The 15,144-nt window shown below is 68.3% G+C and carries 14 protein-coding genes and 3 pseudogenes; 13 read left to right on the plus strand and 4 right to left on the minus strand.

Annotation, left to right across the window (positions count from 1 at the left end; translation table 11 throughout):
- Window positions 1-260 precede the first annotated feature (260 nt).
- The 9 genes from ACWD3C_RS29620 (at window position 261) to istB (ending at window position 8,938) form a co-directional block, all read left to right on the plus strand.
- Window positions 261-2,357 carry a SpoIIE family protein phosphatase gene (locus ACWD3C_RS29620; protein WP_451149224.1) on the plus strand — a complete coding sequence of 699 codons (2,097 nt, stop codon included), beginning with the start codon at window positions 261-263 and terminating at the stop codon, window positions 2,355-2,357.
- A 263-nt stretch (window positions 2,358-2,620) separates the two neighbouring features.
- Window positions 2,621-2,890, plus strand: a complete 270-nt coding sequence (locus tag ACWD3C_RS29625) for a hypothetical protein (protein ID WP_451149226.1) — start codon at window positions 2,621-2,623, stop codon at window positions 2,888-2,890.
- A 515-nt stretch (window positions 2,891-3,405) separates the two neighbouring features.
- A complete protein-coding gene (locus ACWD3C_RS29630; RefSeq protein ID WP_451149228.1) occupies window positions 3,406-3,966 on the plus strand; it encodes a hypothetical protein in 561 nt (186 codons plus the stop codon).
- A 20-nt stretch (window positions 3,967-3,986) separates the two neighbouring features.
- Window positions 3,987-4,289, plus strand: a complete 303-nt coding sequence (locus tag ACWD3C_RS29635; RefSeq protein ID WP_451149230.1) for a hypothetical protein — start codon at window positions 3,987-3,989, stop codon at window positions 4,287-4,289.
- A gap of 522 nt (window positions 4,290-4,811) precedes the next feature.
- Entirely contained in the window at window positions 4,812-5,330 is a 519-nt protein-coding gene (locus ACWD3C_RS29640) for a hypothetical protein (protein ID WP_451149232.1), read from the plus strand.
- A 223-nt stretch (window positions 5,331-5,553) separates the two neighbouring features.
- Complete coding sequence (locus tag ACWD3C_RS29645; RefSeq protein WP_451149234.1) at window positions 5,554-6,423, plus strand: transposase domain-containing protein; 870 nt, start codon at window positions 5,554-5,556, stop codon at window positions 6,421-6,423.
- A 2-nt stretch (window positions 6,424-6,425) separates the two neighbouring features.
- The gene (locus tag ACWD3C_RS29650; RefSeq protein WP_451149236.1) at window positions 6,426-6,647 is read left to right on the plus strand and encodes a hypothetical protein; all 222 of its coding nucleotides are present in this window, start codon (window positions 6,426-6,428) and stop codon (window positions 6,645-6,647) included.
- Window positions 6,648-6,752: 105 nt separating this feature from the next.
- The gene (gene istA, locus ACWD3C_RS29655) at window positions 6,753-8,171 is read left to right on the plus strand and encodes an IS21 family transposase (RefSeq protein WP_451149237.1); all 1,419 of its coding nucleotides are present in this window, start codon (window positions 6,753-6,755) and stop codon (window positions 8,169-8,171) included.
- The gene (istB, locus tag ACWD3C_RS29660) at window positions 8,168-8,938 is read left to right on the plus strand and encodes an IS21-like element helper ATPase IstB (protein WP_451149238.1); all 771 of its coding nucleotides are present in this window, start codon (window positions 8,168-8,170) and stop codon (window positions 8,936-8,938) included. Before istA ends, istB begins: the two co-directional genes overlap by 4 nt.
- Window positions 8,939-8,953: 15 nt before the next feature.
- Here the strand turns inward: istB and ACWD3C_RS29665 are convergent, their stop codons facing one another.
- On the minus strand, window positions 8,954-9,592 hold the full coding sequence (locus ACWD3C_RS29665) for an SMI1/KNR4 family protein (RefSeq protein ID WP_451149239.1): 639 nt from the start codon (window positions 9,590-9,592) through the stop codon (window positions 8,954-8,956).
- A 68-nt stretch (window positions 9,593-9,660) separates the two neighbouring features.
- On the opposite strand from ACWD3C_RS29665, the gene ACWD3C_RS29670 reads away from it, so the two are divergent.
- A complete protein-coding gene (locus ACWD3C_RS29670) occupies window positions 9,661-10,506 on the plus strand; it encodes a hypothetical protein (RefSeq protein WP_451149240.1) in 846 nt (281 codons plus the stop codon).
- 56 nt (window positions 10,507-10,562) lie between these two features.
- On the opposite strand, the gene ACWD3C_RS29675 is transcribed toward ACWD3C_RS29670, so the two are convergent.
- A complete protein-coding gene (locus ACWD3C_RS29675) occupies window positions 10,563-11,210 on the minus strand; it encodes a TetR/AcrR family transcriptional regulator (RefSeq protein WP_451149241.1) in 648 nt (215 codons plus the stop codon).
- Between the two features lie 185 nt (window positions 11,211-11,395).
- Here ACWD3C_RS29675 and ACWD3C_RS29680 point away from each other — a divergent pair, with 185 nt between their 5' ends.
- Complete coding sequence (locus tag ACWD3C_RS29680; RefSeq protein ID WP_451149242.1) at window positions 11,396-12,445, plus strand: hypothetical protein; 1,050 nt, start codon at window positions 11,396-11,398, stop codon at window positions 12,443-12,445.
- A 55-nt stretch (window positions 12,446-12,500) separates the two neighbouring features.
- Here the strand turns inward: ACWD3C_RS29680 and ACWD3C_RS29685 are convergent.
- Both ACWD3C_RS29685 and ACWD3C_RS29690 read right to left on the minus strand, forming a co-directional pair.
- Window positions 12,501-12,749 (minus strand): annotated as a pseudogene (locus ACWD3C_RS29685) (transposase domain-containing protein); the annotation flags it as partial.
- Between the two features lie 36 nt (window positions 12,750-12,785).
- Window positions 12,786-13,418: a transposase family protein gene (locus ACWD3C_RS29690; RefSeq protein WP_451149243.1), complete on the minus strand. Its 633-nt coding sequence runs from the start codon at window positions 13,416-13,418 to the stop codon at window positions 12,786-12,788.
- 233 nt (window positions 13,419-13,651) lie between these two features.
- On the opposite strand from ACWD3C_RS29690, the pseudogene ACWD3C_RS29695 reads away from it, so the two are divergent.
- Both ACWD3C_RS29695 and ACWD3C_RS29700 read left to right on the plus strand, forming a co-directional pair.
- Window positions 13,652-14,464, plus strand: a pseudogene (locus ACWD3C_RS29695) (IS256 family transposase); the annotation flags it as partial.
- Window positions 14,465-14,578: 114 nt separating this feature from the next.
- A pseudogene (locus ACWD3C_RS29700) lies at window positions 14,579-15,022 on the plus strand (IS110 family transposase); the annotation flags it as partial.
- Window positions 15,023-15,144 lie beyond the last annotated feature (122 nt).

A 15,144-nucleotide genomic window follows, 5' to 3' on the forward strand; every position in this document is an offset into this window, starting at 1 on the left:
GACTCACGGGCACGTCCAGGCACGTATGCCGTCCCCTGCCCGGCTGCGGACGTACCCGGCACACCGTCGGGCTCCGCGTCATCGTCGATCGCTCGATCGCAGAGATCTGCCTCGCCTCCGGCCGGGTACTCAGCGCCGAGGTCGGCCGGTCGGGGACTGGCCGTGGCGTGCGGTGTTCCCCAGGGAGCGGTATCACTGACAGGGAGGCCCGCGGAAATGGGCCCAGGGCGGTTCCGGCGCCGCCGGAAGGAGCAGCCGGTATGCCTGAGCGAGAGTCCCGGACCGGGAACGGCTGGGGGGAGGGCATCACCGCTGCGCCGGGCGGGCTGCTCGATCTGCTGCGGGTCGCCGCCCTGGTCCTGGAGAGCGACGGCCGGATCGTGCTGTGGAGCCCCGAGGCCGAGCTGTTGTTCGGTTTCTCCGCTGCTGAAGCACTGGGCCGGAACGCGGGCGGGCTGCTGGTGGCACCGGAGAACCGGTCACGGGCCCGGGAGCTGTTCGAGCGCGTGCGCACGGGTGCGAGCTGGGCGGGAGTCTTTCCGGTACGGCACAAGGACGGCTCGACGCGCCGGGTGGAGTTCCGCACCATGCGACTGCTCGATGCGCGCGGCGACGTTCATGCCCTGGCCCTGGGCACCGACGCCGACACCGTACGGGACGTGGAGCGGGACCTGGCCCTGTCCCACATCCTGGTCAGCCAGTCGCCGGTGGGTATCGCGGTGTTCGACACCGACTTGCGGTGGGTGCGCGTCAATCCGTCACTGGAGCGGATGAACGGCGTGCCCGAGGGGGCTGTGCTGGGCCGCCGCGTCGGCGAGGTGCTGCCGGCGCTGGATGTGGAGGCCATCGAGTCGCGGATGCGGCAGGTTCTTCGGACCGGTGAGCCACTGCTGGATCAGCAGACCGTCGGCCGGACGGCCGCGGACAGCGAGGAGCACGCCTACTCGGAGTCGTACCACCGGATCGAGAATGCGAACGGACGCGTGCTGGGTCTGGCGATGGCGGTACTCGACGTTTCCCAGCGCCAGCGGACGGCGGCCGAGGTCGCGAAGGCACGCGAGCGGCTGGCGGTGATAGCCGACGCCAGTGTCCGCATCGGCACCACGCTTGACCTGCACCAGACCGCCCGTGAGCTGGCGGAGGTGGCCGTGCCGGAGCTCGCCGACCTCGCGGCCGTCGACGTACTCGACTCGGTGGTCTCCCTCGGCGGCACGGCCGCGATACAGGTGGACGACTCCCTCGGCTTCCGGGCGCTCGCTGTCGCGGCCGGCTATCCCACCGATGCGATCGAGGCTGCGGATCCGGTCGGCGAACTGGCGTCGTACGACTCGTCACGCATGATCACCCAGAGCGTGCGCGACGCACGGCCGATCCTGCTGCGGCGGGTGAGCGGCGCGACGATCCGGCGCATCGCCCGGGACGACTCCGCCGCCGAGACGCTCCGGCGGGCCGGGGCCCACTCCTGTCTGGCCGCCCCGCTCATGGCCCGCGGCGAGGTGCTGGGCACGCTCAGCCTCTACCGCACGGTGAACGCCCGGCCGTTCGACGACCAGGACCTCACGCTCGCCACCGAGCTGGCCGCACGCGCCGCCCTCTGCATCGACAACGCCCGGCTGTACGGGCGCGAGCGCGACACCGCGCTCACCCTCCAGCGCAGCCTGCTCCCCCAGGAGCCACCGCACTGCGACGGCATCGAGGTCGCCTCCCGCTACCTGCCCGCGGTCAGCGAGGTCGGCGGGGACTGGTTCGACGTGCTGCCGCTCAGAGGCGGCAAGGTCGGCCTGGTCGTCGGCGACGTGATGGGCAAGGGCGTGCACGCCGCGGCGATCATGGGCCAGCTCCGCACGGCCACCCGCGCCCTCGCCCGGCTCGACCTGCCTCCGGCCGAGTTGCTGTACCACCTCGACGACGTTGCCGCCTCGCTCGGCGATTCCGACTCGATGGCCACCTGCCTCTACGTCATCTGCGACCCACGGCGCGGCCGATGCGAACTCTCCCGCGCAGGCCACCTGCCGCCGGTGCTGGTGGACCCGGCCGGGAGGGCCGAGTTTCTCGACATACCCAGCGGCGTGCCACTCGGGGTGGGCGGCGTGCCGTTCCGCGCCGAAGAGCGGGAACTGGCGGAAGGAACGTTGCTCGTGCTGTTCACGGACGGCCTGGTGGAGAGCCGTGGAGAGTCCATCGAGGTCGGCCTGCAGGGCCTGCTACGGCTGTTGGGCGGCACCCGGCTCCCGCTGGAGGAGACCTGCGACATGCTGCTCGGCGCCTTGAACCGGGAACCGTACGACGATGTGGCGCTGCTCCTCGCGCGGCGAAGGAGTTGCTCCGGCCCGACGCTCCGCGGCACGCCGAGCTGAACGTCGAGATCAGTCCGCAACACGACCGGTCGGGGTTCTGGTACAAGTCCGCCCCTCGCTCGTCGCGTATCGCCCATTGTGCGGGGGATGTCTCGTCCGACCCGTAAGCCACCAGGGGCACTGCCCGTCGGCCCGTACCCCGCACAGTCCCGAACGGCCGTTCGGCGCTCATCGGAGGGTAGGGAAGCACGCGAACGGGCGTGCGCCTGCTCGCCGAGAAGTCTTGTGGGGCGACTGAACGTTCGAGGGCTCTGTGCGATGGGATGACTTCATACAGCGATCACGTCCCGGTCACCCGGGAGGCGGCCTTCCACGACCGCGCCCGCCACATCGCGAGCGTGAACTACCGGATCACCGTGGCGACCACGACTCTGCAACAGCTGACCTGGCAGGGGCTCGACCAGCCGATGTGGCGGGTGGCCGACGCAGGCGAGGACCGCCGTTCCTTGGCCGCGCTGCCGAAGGCACGGTGGGCCCGGTCTCCACCCAGGCCGGGCCCGCCGCCCCTGCCCGCGTTGCGGCTGGGACGCTGAACGGATGAACGCCGACGATGAGCAGCTGCTGCGCGGCCGCGTGTACGGCTCGTTGACTGAACCAAGTCAGACGTTTTCGCAGGTCAGATGCCTTGTCTGCTAGCTTCCCGGGGTGCCTGAAACAAGAGGTTCCGGGAGGGATCTGTCGACCTCCGTGCTGCCCGAGATCGGCAAGCTGTACGAGACAGGTGATCCGTGGGAACCGTACCGACTCCTGGACCCCTCCGGTGGTCCGGTTCAGCCTGTCGCGCTGTACTTCAAGGATCTGCTCGCGAGCCACACCCCCGCCACGACTCTGCGGTCGTACGGAGACGATCTGCTGCGGTGGTGGCGGTTCCTGTGGGTCCTCGGCATCGAGTGGGACGGGGCGACCCGGACAGATGCCCGCGACTTCATGCTGTGGATGCAGCCCTGCGGGCAAGCCGGTCCGGGTCCACTGGCGTCACCGCGGCAGCCCGGACGCGAAACCGCTGACCAGCCCTGCGGGCAAGCCCGCGCCGGGAACTCCGAATCCGGTGACCGGCAAGCCGACCGTCGGGAAGAAGTACGCCAAGAGCACCCAGGCCCACTGCGAGACGGTGCTTCGGACCTTCTACGACTTCCACCTGGATGCCAACTCTGGTTCGCTGCTCATCAATCCGTTCCCGTTGGACCGCTCGCGTCGCAAGGGCCGGGCGAACGCCCACCACAACCCGATGGACGAATTCAAGAACGAACGGAAGGGCCGCTACCGCCCTACCGTTCCGGAACGGACCCCGCGCCGAATACCGGACGACAAGTACACCGAGGTCTTCGCAGGCCTGCGCTCACACCGTGACCGGGCTCTGCTGGCCTTCTGGGTTTCCACCGGCGCCCGCGCCAGCGAACTCCTGACCTCGCACGAGCGCGACGCGCTTCCAGGGCAGCAGCTCATCGGCGTCACGCGCAAGGCACCAAGAACTACCAGCAGCTGCCCGCGTCGCCGGACGCGTTCGTCTGGCTTCGGCTCTATCAGGAGGAAGCCTGGCGAAAGGGCGCCCCTCGAGGTCGCGGCGAGCCGCTGTGGTGGACGCTGCGGCGCCCTTGGCGACCGCTGAACTACCACGCGGCACGCGCCATGTTCGTCCGCGTCAACGAGCTTCTGGGATCGAACTGGACTCTCCACGACCTGCGGCACACCGCGACATTCCGGATGACCGAGGACCCGGAGATGTCACTGGTCTACGTCCAGCACATCCTCGCCCACAAGTACCAGACGACCTTGCAGAAGTACCTCAACCCCAGCAGGGACGAGGTCATCACCGCCGGCCTTGCCCACTTCGCCCGCCTGGAGCTCAGGCGCAAGAACCCGCCTTCGGCTTCTTCGGCGCCGGCCTACAACCCGGAATCCCTCAACGTGCTGTTCGGAGGGCCCCGCTGATGCTGACGACCCTCGTGGACGTGGGCCCCGCCGCGACGGCCAGCCGCGAGCCGCACTCTCTGGTCGGTGCCGAGGCAGCTGATCTGTTCCGACGGTTCCCCGCACGGCCGCCTCCCACGACCTGGCCCGAGACGTCACTGACCCGGGACGGCCTCACTGACCGGCTGCAGCGTTTGGAGCTTGTGCTGCCCGGCGCCGAACCCGTTCGGAGGAGACGGCGGAGCGGTGCTCGTCTGCTGTTGAGCCGGCTGGAGGCCCAACCGGGCGACACCTGGCAGCAGCGATGGCTGGCAACGCCGGCCGCGACTACGCCGGATCAGTGGTACGCATTTGCCCAGGAGTGGGCCGGGACCAGCGGGACGGGGAAGCCCAAGACCCCCGTAATCCAAGCTGATCTGCGCAGATGCCATCCGCCCCGACCTGTCATGGCTTCTCGGCACCACTTCACGCACCCTTCGGCCGGCCATTCGGGCATGCCGCGACCCTGAAGGATTTGCCCGCCTCGAAGCGGCTGGGATTCCGATGGACAGCGGCGCGAGAGCCACGGCCGAGGCCCTCAAGTCGATCGTGCACATCATGGTGGCCTACGAAGGCGCCATTCAGGACATCACCGTCGGTGACTTCGTCGCGATGCAGGCCATAGCGAGCGGTACGGACGAAACCCGTGGTGTTCGGCTGGCCTATCACTGGCTCAGAGAGCAGGAACAGTTCCCCTCCGATGCGCCAGAAACACTGATCAGCTTCGCCCGGCGATCAGGTCAGGTCACCCCAGCGATGCTGGTCGACCGCTACCAGTTGCAATGCCAGCCGGTCCGCGACCTCCTCGTCGACTACATCACCGAACGTCAGGCCACGCTCGACTACAGCTCGCTTCGTCACCTGTCAGCGGTCCTTGCAGGCCTGTTCTGGGCCGACCTCGAAAAGCACCACCCGGGCATCAACTCACTGAGCCTCCGCCAACTTGAAAACGCAGGTCAATGGGCTGGTGTGACCGGTTCTCGGGGTGCTCACGCTGGTCGTTGGCGACTGTCTGCGGAATAGATCGTCCGTCAGCGGTTGACTTCGAGGTTCAATGCCGGAAAGTTATGTGAAGTTGCCACTTGTCAAGCACCCGGCGGCAGTGTGTCGAGGTGGCGGGCCGGGAGAACGGAACGGGACCTCCGGAAGTTGAGTCGTCGACCAAGACAGACCAACACCGGAGGTCCCGTCGACGGACCAGTGTGGCACGACGACGCTGACTCAGACCTTCACAACGGCCTGCGGAGTGTTCGCTCCGGGGCATCTCGGCGCCCTGACCCGATATCTCCCCTTCGAACTGGTCGACGATGTCTTTGACCGGCCAGGCCGCCGGGGGCGGACGCGGACGGTGCCGGCGCGGGTGGCGGTGTACTTCGTGCTGGCGCTGGCCCTGTTCCCCGACGCTTCCTACGGGCGAGTGTGGGAGACCTTGACCGGCGCACTGCGGCAGGCAGGGCGCCTGGTCGCGGCTGTGACCGCGGCGGGTCTGGCCTGTGTGCGTCGGCGGGTGGGACCGGACCCGCTACGGGAGTTGTTCGAGGTTGTGGCAGGTCCGCTGGGGCGCCCGTGCACGAGGGGTGTGTCCTGGCGGGGTCTGCGCACGGTCGCGTTCGACGGCTGCCGGTCCATCCGGGTTCCTGAGACTGGCGACAACGTGGCCTGGCTGGGCCGATACAGGGTCGCCGCCGGGATGGCCGCCTACCCGCTGCTGGCGGTGATGGCCTTGGCCGAGACGGGGACGCGGGTCCTGCTCGGCGCGGGCGTCGGCCCGTATCGCGGTGAGGTGGAGGCCGCCTTGCAGCTGGCCCATCACCTCGGCGGGGGCATGCTGGTGCTTGCCGACCGCGGATTCGACGCGAACGCCTTCGTCCGCGCCGTGCACGCCTCGAAGGCGGCGTTGCTGCTGCGGATCTGCTCCTCGCGCAGGCCCGCCGTGCTGCAGGTCCTGGCCGACGGTTCCTTCCTGTCGGTCATCGCGGGGGTTCCGGTCCGCGTCATCGCCGCGACCGTCACCGTCACCTGCGCGGACGGCAGCACCCATCGGGGCGAGTACCGGCTGGTGACCACGCTGACCGATGTGCGCCGCCACCCGGCCGAAGATCTGCTGGCCCTCTAACCATGCTCAAGGGCCGCGTGCTGCGCTCGGGTGACCCGCAGGGCCTGCGCCAGGAGATGTGGGCGCTGCTGACGGTCCACCAGCTCCTGCGGATGGCGATGCTGGACGCCACCGACGCCGTGCCCGGATGCGCCCCGGACCGGGCCTGCTTCACCGCGGCCCTGGCCGCCCGCGACAGCGTCGCCCGTGCCGCCGCCATCGTGCCCGTGTCGGCGTACATGTGAACGTGCATAGCCGCGTACGGATGAACGTGCAGAGTTCTTGATGTGTTGAGGGACGGTGCTCGGCACTCTGCTGCCTGTTGTTGAGGTTGCAGAGAGGGGTGGGCCGTGGTCCTGGATCCGCAACGCTGGCTGGAGTTGCGGCGCTTTCGCGGCCTGGTCGAGTCCGGAGCCATGAGCATGTCGGAGGTCGCCAAGGAGACCGGACTCAACTGGCGGACGGTCAGCAAGTACCTGTCTGCCGACGGGCCCGTGTCACCGCCGCGCCGGTCACCGAGCGGGCGGTCCCGGGCGAGGGTGATCGACGAGTTCGCGCCGCTGGTCGACTCGATGCTGCGGGCGGAGATCCTGATGAAGGCCGCCGTCATCCACGAGCGGCTGGCCACGGAGTACGGCTTCACTGGCAACTACCAGCGGACCAAGCTCTACGTCCAGGAGGCCCGCCCGCGGATTGCCGAGGGTCTCGGCATCACACCAAAGGAGTTGGCGGGCATGCACCGCCGCTTCGAGGTGATCCCCGGCGCCCAGGCCCAGGTGGACTGGGGTGACGAGGGCAAGATCCTCGCCCACATGGGCATCGCGAAGGTCTACTCGTTCCATATGACGCTGTCGTACTCGCGCGATCCGTTCTGCTGCTTCACCACCAGTCAGGACCTGCAGACCTTCTTCGACTGCCACCGCCGGGCGTTTTCCCATTTCGGCGGGGTGCCGATGACGATCGTCTACGACCGCACCAAGACTGTCGTCCGCCGCCACGTCGCCCCCGGCGAGGCCGTCCCGCTGCACCCGGAAGCGGTCGGCTTCGCCGGACACTACGACTTCGATATCGATGTGCTAGCCGCCTACCGGCCCACCGGCAAGGGCCGGGTCGAACGGCAAGTGCTGATCATCCGCGACCACGTGCTGGCCGGACGGGCTTTCTCCTCCATTGAGGAGATGGACGCCGCGTTCCTGTCCTGGGTACCGCAGCGCAGGGCTCAGATCCACAAGACCCACCGGGAGGTCATCGGCGAGCGGGCGGCCCGTGACCACGCGGCTCTCAAGCCGCTGCCGACGACGCCTTATCTGGTGGCCGAGCGGCACCTGCGGCCGGTCGGCAAGGACTGCCTGGTCGCCTTCGGCGGCAACCTCTACTCGGTGCCCGCCCGCCGCGTCCGTCCCCGTCAGCTGGTCGAGGTCCGCGCCACGAAGTCGCAGGTCATGCTCCACTCGACCGCTCCCGACGCCAGTGGCGAGACGCTGCTGGCGATGCACCCGAGGGCGGTCGGCCGCGGGAGTCGTGTCGTCGAAGAGAGCCACTGGGACGGCCTGCCCACCGGCAAGGGCCGCCGGACCACCACCGGTGACGTCCCGCCCCGGCCCCGGCACCAACCGTCCTCGAGCGAGGCGGCCGGGCCGCTGCAGGCCCTGCTGAACCGGGCCGCCGCCACCCAGATCGAGGTCGGCCGCCGACCGCTGTCGGTCTATGACGAACTGACCGGCACCCGCCCCTTCACCACCAACTCGCCGACGAAGGAGTCCTCTTGAGCGAGCTGACCGGCAACCGCATCCGCACCACGGCCGGCAAGCTCGGCCTGCCCCACCTGGCGGAAACCATCAACGAGTACACCCGCCGGGCGGACGAAGCCAAGCTGGGCCACCTCGACTTCCTCGACCTGGTGCTGTCCGAGGAACTCGCCGTCCGCGACGACCGACGCTTCCGCCAGGGCCTGCGGCTGTCGAAGCTGCCGCACCACAAGACGCTGGATGGGTACGACTTCTCCTTCCAGCCCGACCTCGACCCACGCAAGGTCAAGGACCTCGCCACTCTGTCCTTCGTCGAGGCCAAGGCCAACGCCGCCCTGCTCGGCCCGCCCGGGGTCGGCAAGACGCACATCGCCGTCGCCCTCGCCGTCGCGGCCTGCCGGGCCGGCTACTCGATCTACTTCACCAGCCTCGACGACATGGTCCGCAACCTCAAAGCCGCCGAGGAGACCGGCCGGCTGGCCAGAAAACTCGGCACCTATCTGCGGCCCAGCGTCCTCGTGGTCGACGAGGTCGGCTACCAGCCCCTGGAACAAGCCGAGGCGAACCTGGTCTTCCAGGTCATCTCCAAGCGCTACGAGAAGGGCTCGATCATCCTCACCTCGAACAAGACCTTCAGCGAATGGGGACAGGTCTTCGGCGACGAGGTTCTCGCCACCGCGATCCTCGACCGCCTCCTGCACCACTGCGAAGTGATCTCCATCAACGGTCCCAGCTACCGGCTGAAGAACCGCCTCAAGGCCATCGAGCGCGACACCGACGTCGCGTGACCCACCACGCCGAGCTCAGGCCACTGCCCACGGCTCAGCGCGCCAACCCGGCAGTTCCTTGTTCAGCCATTCCTCGACGGTCCGCCGCCAAGGGTCGGTGGAGTCACTGTTGACGACATCGGCCCAGGTGTCCGCGGCAAAGTCCAGGTCAATGGCGAGGCTGTCGAGGTAAGCGTCGAAGTCATCAGCGACTTTGGTGAAGACGCCCTTCGACAGGTATCCAGGGTGAGGGATGCCATGCACGAAGGCATGGAGCTGGCCGTGGGTGGCCGGGTTCAGGTCCAAGAACAGGGTGTCACTGCCGCCGTTGCGAGCGATCGGGAGAAGGCCCGCCAGTGAGACCTCGCCAGCGAGCCACCCGTCACAGCTGCGGCGATACTCGCCCAGCAAGGTGCCCCAGCCGTATTCGCCATCGCCGTCACGGCCGAGTTGGTAAAGGTCGTCGAAGCTCTGGACGGGCTCCGGTTCACAGGCAGGCAAGCGGACCGAGTAGGTGAGGCTCTCCCCGCCAGCGGCTTCTAGGAACGAACAGTACGAAGACGGCAATGGCAGTTCGACCTCCCGTTCGAGCTCTTCAAGCTCGGCGACGTCGAACGGCCTGAACGGGCCCACGACCAAGCGGCCCCGATACCAGCGCGACAGTTCCTCAGACACGGCCAGATTGTCGCACCATGCAGCATCCCGAGGCCCTCCCAGTCCCGCGTTGCTGGATGCCGAGCTGTGTGCGTTCATCCGTACCTGACTCTGCACATACGCGAGTACGTCGACAGCCCGACGCCGGCAGCGAGCTGGGAGGACCGATCACCGAGGCGGTCACCGGCGCCCTGCTGCCACCGCGCCGACCACGAATCAGCGCACGCACCGTCAAGGGCGTCTCCGCTCGTTACGGACACCGCCGGTCCGACGAGGACCGCCCTGCCGTCAGCACCCCGGTCACCGCCCTCGACATCACCGTCCACTTCCCCCAGCAGGACACTTCCGTCCCCGCACCGACAGCAGCTCCGCCCGGCCGGCCGGGCCAGAACCCGGCCCCGCCGCAGGACCCGCCCGTGACGGCCGGGACGCTGCTGCCGCCCGCAGCCCCGATGCACACGAGCAGGCTCGAGGATGTGCTCGCCGCGATGGGCACCGCCCCGGATCGTGAGTGGCGCGCCATCGAACTGGCCACCCTGCTACGACTGGACCGCAGCGATCTGACCAGTGAGCTGATCCGGTGGGCCAGGCACCAGATCCTCATCAAGACCGGGCCGGCCACCTTCAAGATCCCGGACGGACCGCCGCGGCCCTCCAAGGTCGCCGTCCGCCGTGAAGACGTCCTCGCGGTCATGGCCACCGATCCTCACCGCCCCTGGCACGTCCGGGAGATCACCGCCGCGCTGAACACCGTCAAACAGAGCACCCTCGCACTCCACCTCAGCGCCTTGGCACGCAAGAACCTGCTGGTCAAGACCGCGCCCGCAACCTACCGACTCCCCGAACAGCCAGTGACAGCCGCCCCCGCAAAGCCACTCGCCGCCACGAACACACCGACCAGCCAGGACTACTTGACAAACCAGCATGAATCATAGCTTTCTGGCATTGCCTCGCGGCCTCTGGCCGCGCCATGGAGCGGCGGCGAGGCGTGCTATACGCCTGCGACAAGGTCGACAAGCGTGGTGATCAGGGCTTCCTCGCTGAGTCCAGCGGGCGGGTGTCCGAAGAAGCGGACCGATAGGTGGTAGCCGGTGAGCGCGAACGTGATGACTGCCGCGAGGGCCTCCGCGTCACGCGTCAGGATCGCCCCGGCTGCCATCCAGCTGGCCAGGCGCTGCGAACGGATACTGACGTTGCGGGCGACCAAGAGCTCGCCGAGATGGTCGACCGATGCTCCGAGATGGTCACGCTCGCGTGCGACGAGCTCCATGAGCGGGTGGAGCCGCCGCAGATTGCCGAGCCGGCGCTCGAACTCGAGCGCGAGCGCGACCCGCACGTCGCCTCCGGTCTCTTCGGGCTCGGGGCCGGTCTGCCGCTCGGCGTTGGTGCGGTCGACCTCGCGGTCGACGACCGCCTGGAGCACCTCCTCCTTCGACCGGAAGTGCCGATAGAAGCTGCCGCTCCCGGCTGACAGGCCCGCCGACGCCTCGATCTGCGTCACGGTCGTCCCGGCGAATCCTTCCCGCAGGAACAGATCCCACGCCCCGTCAAGGATCCTCGTCCGCGTTGGCACTGACATAGGCGCAATTGTAAGGAGAAGGAGGAGAGCGCTACGGCCCAGGGCCTGGGTGACCTTCATGCGATGCAAGAAGATTCTTGCATCGGCGCCGTCGAACTGTCAGGCTGCCAAATATGACTACCCGTCACTTAATCTCACTCGCGGGATCGATCGCCCTGGCGTGCCTGCTGGTTCAGGTTCACGCGCAGCCGGTCAAGGCCGCGGACACGAACACGTCCTCGGCCATGGCTACGGGTCAGCGGTCGATGCTGGACTTCGATCCGGACAAGGGCACCCTTGATGGCTCACCGGTTGACCATCTGCCCGACCACATCCGGCTGCTGGACATCCAGCTGCCGAACGGCGGCGCACCGCAGCGGGCCGATTGGTCTCCCGACGGGAAGCGCCTTGCTTTCCTCGACGCTCCGATCGGTGACCTCTGGGAGTACGACCTGGCGACCGGCGCGAGCCACAATCTGACCAAAACGTCTGCGCTCCACGGGGGAGTGCTACGGGCGCACCACCTGACCAACGGCGACATCGTCATGTGCGCGGTGGCTGAGCGCAGCGCAGACGACCCCGAGGGCGACCGCTTCCGCGGCGAACTGTGGGTGCTCCAGCGGCCTTTGGGCACACGTGCCCCGGTCCGTCTCGGCGAGAGCTGCTGGGAGGGCGTCGCGGTGTCCAAGCAATCTGGTTCCACCCGCATCGCGTGGAACCAGTCGACCATCGACTTCACCAAGGTGCCGGACGTGATCATCGACGCCCTGGTGGGCAAGTCGAAGATCCTGACGGGTCGAATCGTCTACCGCAACGGCAGACCGGAGATCGCCGATCGGACGGTTGCCCTCGACAAGCGCGATGTCTCCCTGGTCACACCCGCCGTCGAGGCTCAGGACTTCCGATCCCTGCCCGATGGGGACGCCGACCCCGACGACGAACTGATCTTCTCCGCCTACTTCCATAAAGGCGGACAGGCCATGGGCGTCAACCTCGACACCGGCGCCATCAATGATTACGCGCCGACCTCGCTGTTCTTCGACGAAGCGGAAGGCACTGACCCGGCCGGCCGATACATGATGGTCGAGCGAGACCTCGCCATCGTCCTGTTCCCCGGCATGGTCGACATCTGGCGCCTTTCGCTGGATGGCTCCGGGACGCTTGAGCGGATGACCACGTTCAACCACTACAAGGGCTTCGGGGCCAACAACCCGGTCGTATCGCCCGACGGCACGCAAATGGCCTTCGGACTGAAAGTGGAGGGCGGTGCCGAGGGCGAGGGCGACGGCATCCTCCTGATGGACCTCAGCAGATGAGGCGGCGTTGGCGCCGACTGAGCGTGTCCGTGCGGGTCACCCGAGCGCAGCACGCGGCCCACAGGGTGTCCCACACCCGCCCGTAGGAAGCGTCGGGGAACAGGGCCAGCGCCGGCACGAAGTACACCGCCACCCGCGCCGGCACCGTCCGCGTCCGCCCCCGGCGGCCTGGCCGGTCAAAGACATCGTCGACCAGCTCGAAGGGGAGATATCGGGTCAGGGCGCCGAGATGCCCCGGAGCGAACACTCCGCAGGCCGTTGTGAAGGTCTGAGTCAGCGTCGTCGTGCCACACTGGTCCGTCAACGGGACCTCCGGTGTTGGTCTGTCTTGGTCGACGACTCAACTTCCGGAGGTCCCGTTCCGTTCTCCCGGCCCGCCACCTCGACACACTGCCGCCGGGTGCTTGACAAGTGGCAACTTCACATAACTTTCCGGCACTGCTTCGAGGTTTGTCAGAACGAGCAAGGCGCGCAGGAGACGGGTCGCGTGGGCAGGGTCGGTGCGGAGCTTGGTGAGGGTCCGCCAGTTCTTGAGGTGGGCGAAGCCGTGCTCGACCAGTGCCCGTCCGATGGCGAGGACGCGGTTGGCGGTCTTCTGGCCGGGTGTGAGCTTGTGGGTGCGGCTGGCGTGAAAGCCGGTGACGATCACGGGGTCGCGTATGTCCTTGTCCAGACCGCGGAAGCCGAGGTCCGCGAGGGCACCTAGCGCCTCAAGGTGTGCGCGGGCGGTCAGGCTGCCCTGCGCCGGGATGTTGTCGGGAGGTACGGCGAACCCGAACCCGCTCCCTGTCGGCGCAGTCAGGATCACTTTGACGAGGGGGATCAGCAGCTTGTTGAGCGGTGTCTCGGTGCGGTCAGCGGTGAGGAAGTCCTGGAAGAAGCGGCGCTGCAACTGCTGCTGCACGGTGTCCGGGAACGCCGTGGCGTCGGCCAGGACCCCGAGCTTCTGCTGGTGCGCGAGCAGCACGAACACGCCGCGCAGGTAGTCGCGGCAGGACTGGTCGTCAGGGACTGACCACGGGAACAGGTCCCAGATCGGCCTGGGCCAGTGAACTTCTCCAGGTCGATCTTGTCGAAGTCGAAGTGGGTGTCGAGGTCGGGTGGCCGCAGGTAGGCCACGGTGCCGTTCCGCAGCGCGTCGGGATTCACGAGACATGCGTTGGCCTGCTCGTCCCCCGGACCGAGCTCGTCGAGCAGGCGGGCCCGCTCGCCGGGCGTCAGGAGGCGGACCATGCTGTCGAGGGCTGGGCGGGTCAGGTCATCGGCCAGGTCTCCGGCGAAGACGCAGCCGACGGCGTGCACCCCAAGGTCCGCCTGGGCCAGGCCTGCTCCTGTGTCCTGGTGCTGATGGGCGTGCGCACCGACGGCTCCAAGGAGCTGATCGCGCTGGCGGAGGGGCTGCGGGAGTCGACCGAGTCGTGGGCCGACCTGCTGCGCGACTGCCGTCGGCGCGGCATGCGCGATCCGGCGCTGGTGGTCGGGGACGGCGCGATGGGCCTGTGGAAGGCCCTCGCGGAGGTGTTTCCCGTTGCCCGGCATCAAAGGTGCTGGGTGCACAAAACCCGGAATGTCGCGAACGCCCTGCCGAAGTCCGCACAGCCGGGCGCGAAGAAGGCACTGCAGGAGATCTACAACGCCGAGGACCGCACCCACGCCGAGAAGGCCGTCAAGGCGTTCGAGAAGGCGTACGGCGCGAAATGGCCGAAGCCCGTGAAGAAGATCACCGACGAGGTCGACGAGCTGCTGGCGTTCTACGACTTCCCCGCCGAGCACTGGATCCACCTGCGGACCACCAACCCCATCGAGTCGACCTTCTCCACGGTGAAACTCCGTACGAAGGTCACCCGCGGCGCGGGCAGCCCGGCCGCCGCCCTGGCGATGGTGTTCAAGCTCGTCGAGTCCGCCCAGGCCCGCTGGCGCGCTGTGACCGCACCCCACCTCGTCGCCCTCGTCCGGGTCGGCGCCCGCTTCGAGAACGGTCACCTCGTCGAACGCCCCAAGGAACCCGTCGCAGCGTGACACACCTCAACCGACCCACAACTCTTGATGCGATGAAGGGGCGGGGCCTCCGCTCCTGTGGGTTGCCCGGGTAGGTCCCAGGTACTCACTCCGTCACGGCGAAGGAGGCCCCTGGTGAGCGAGTATGACGGACACCAATACGTCGGAATCGATCTGCACCGCAGGCGATCTGTGATCGTGCGTCAGACCGCGGACGGCGTGCAGCTGAGCGCGGTACGCATCCTCAACGACCCGGTGGCCCTCGGCCTGCAGATCCAACAGGCCGGAGACGCCCCAGACGTGGTACTGGAGGCCACCTACGGCTGGTACTGGGCGGTCGACGTACTGCAGGCAGCCGGAGCGGAGGTCCACTTTGCTCATCCCCTGGGCGTGAAGGGCTTTGCCTACCGGCGCGTGAAGAACGATGTCCGGGACGCCGCGGACCTGGCCGACCTGCTGCGTATGGGCCGGCTGCCGGAGTCCTGGATCGCCCCGCGCGAGGTCCGCGAGCTGCGGGAACTGGTCCGCTACCGGGCCAAGCTCGTGGCGCTGCGCTCCGGCCTGAAGGCCCAGGCGCACGCCGTGCTGGCCAAGGCCGACATCCTCATCCCCGCCTCCGTCCTGTTCGGGGTGGACGGCCGGGCCCGGCTGCAGCAGACTGCCCTGTCCGGCGCCTACGCCCAGCGTGTGACCTCGCTGCT

This window comes from Streptomyces sp. NPDC002845, from assembly GCF_053591955.1.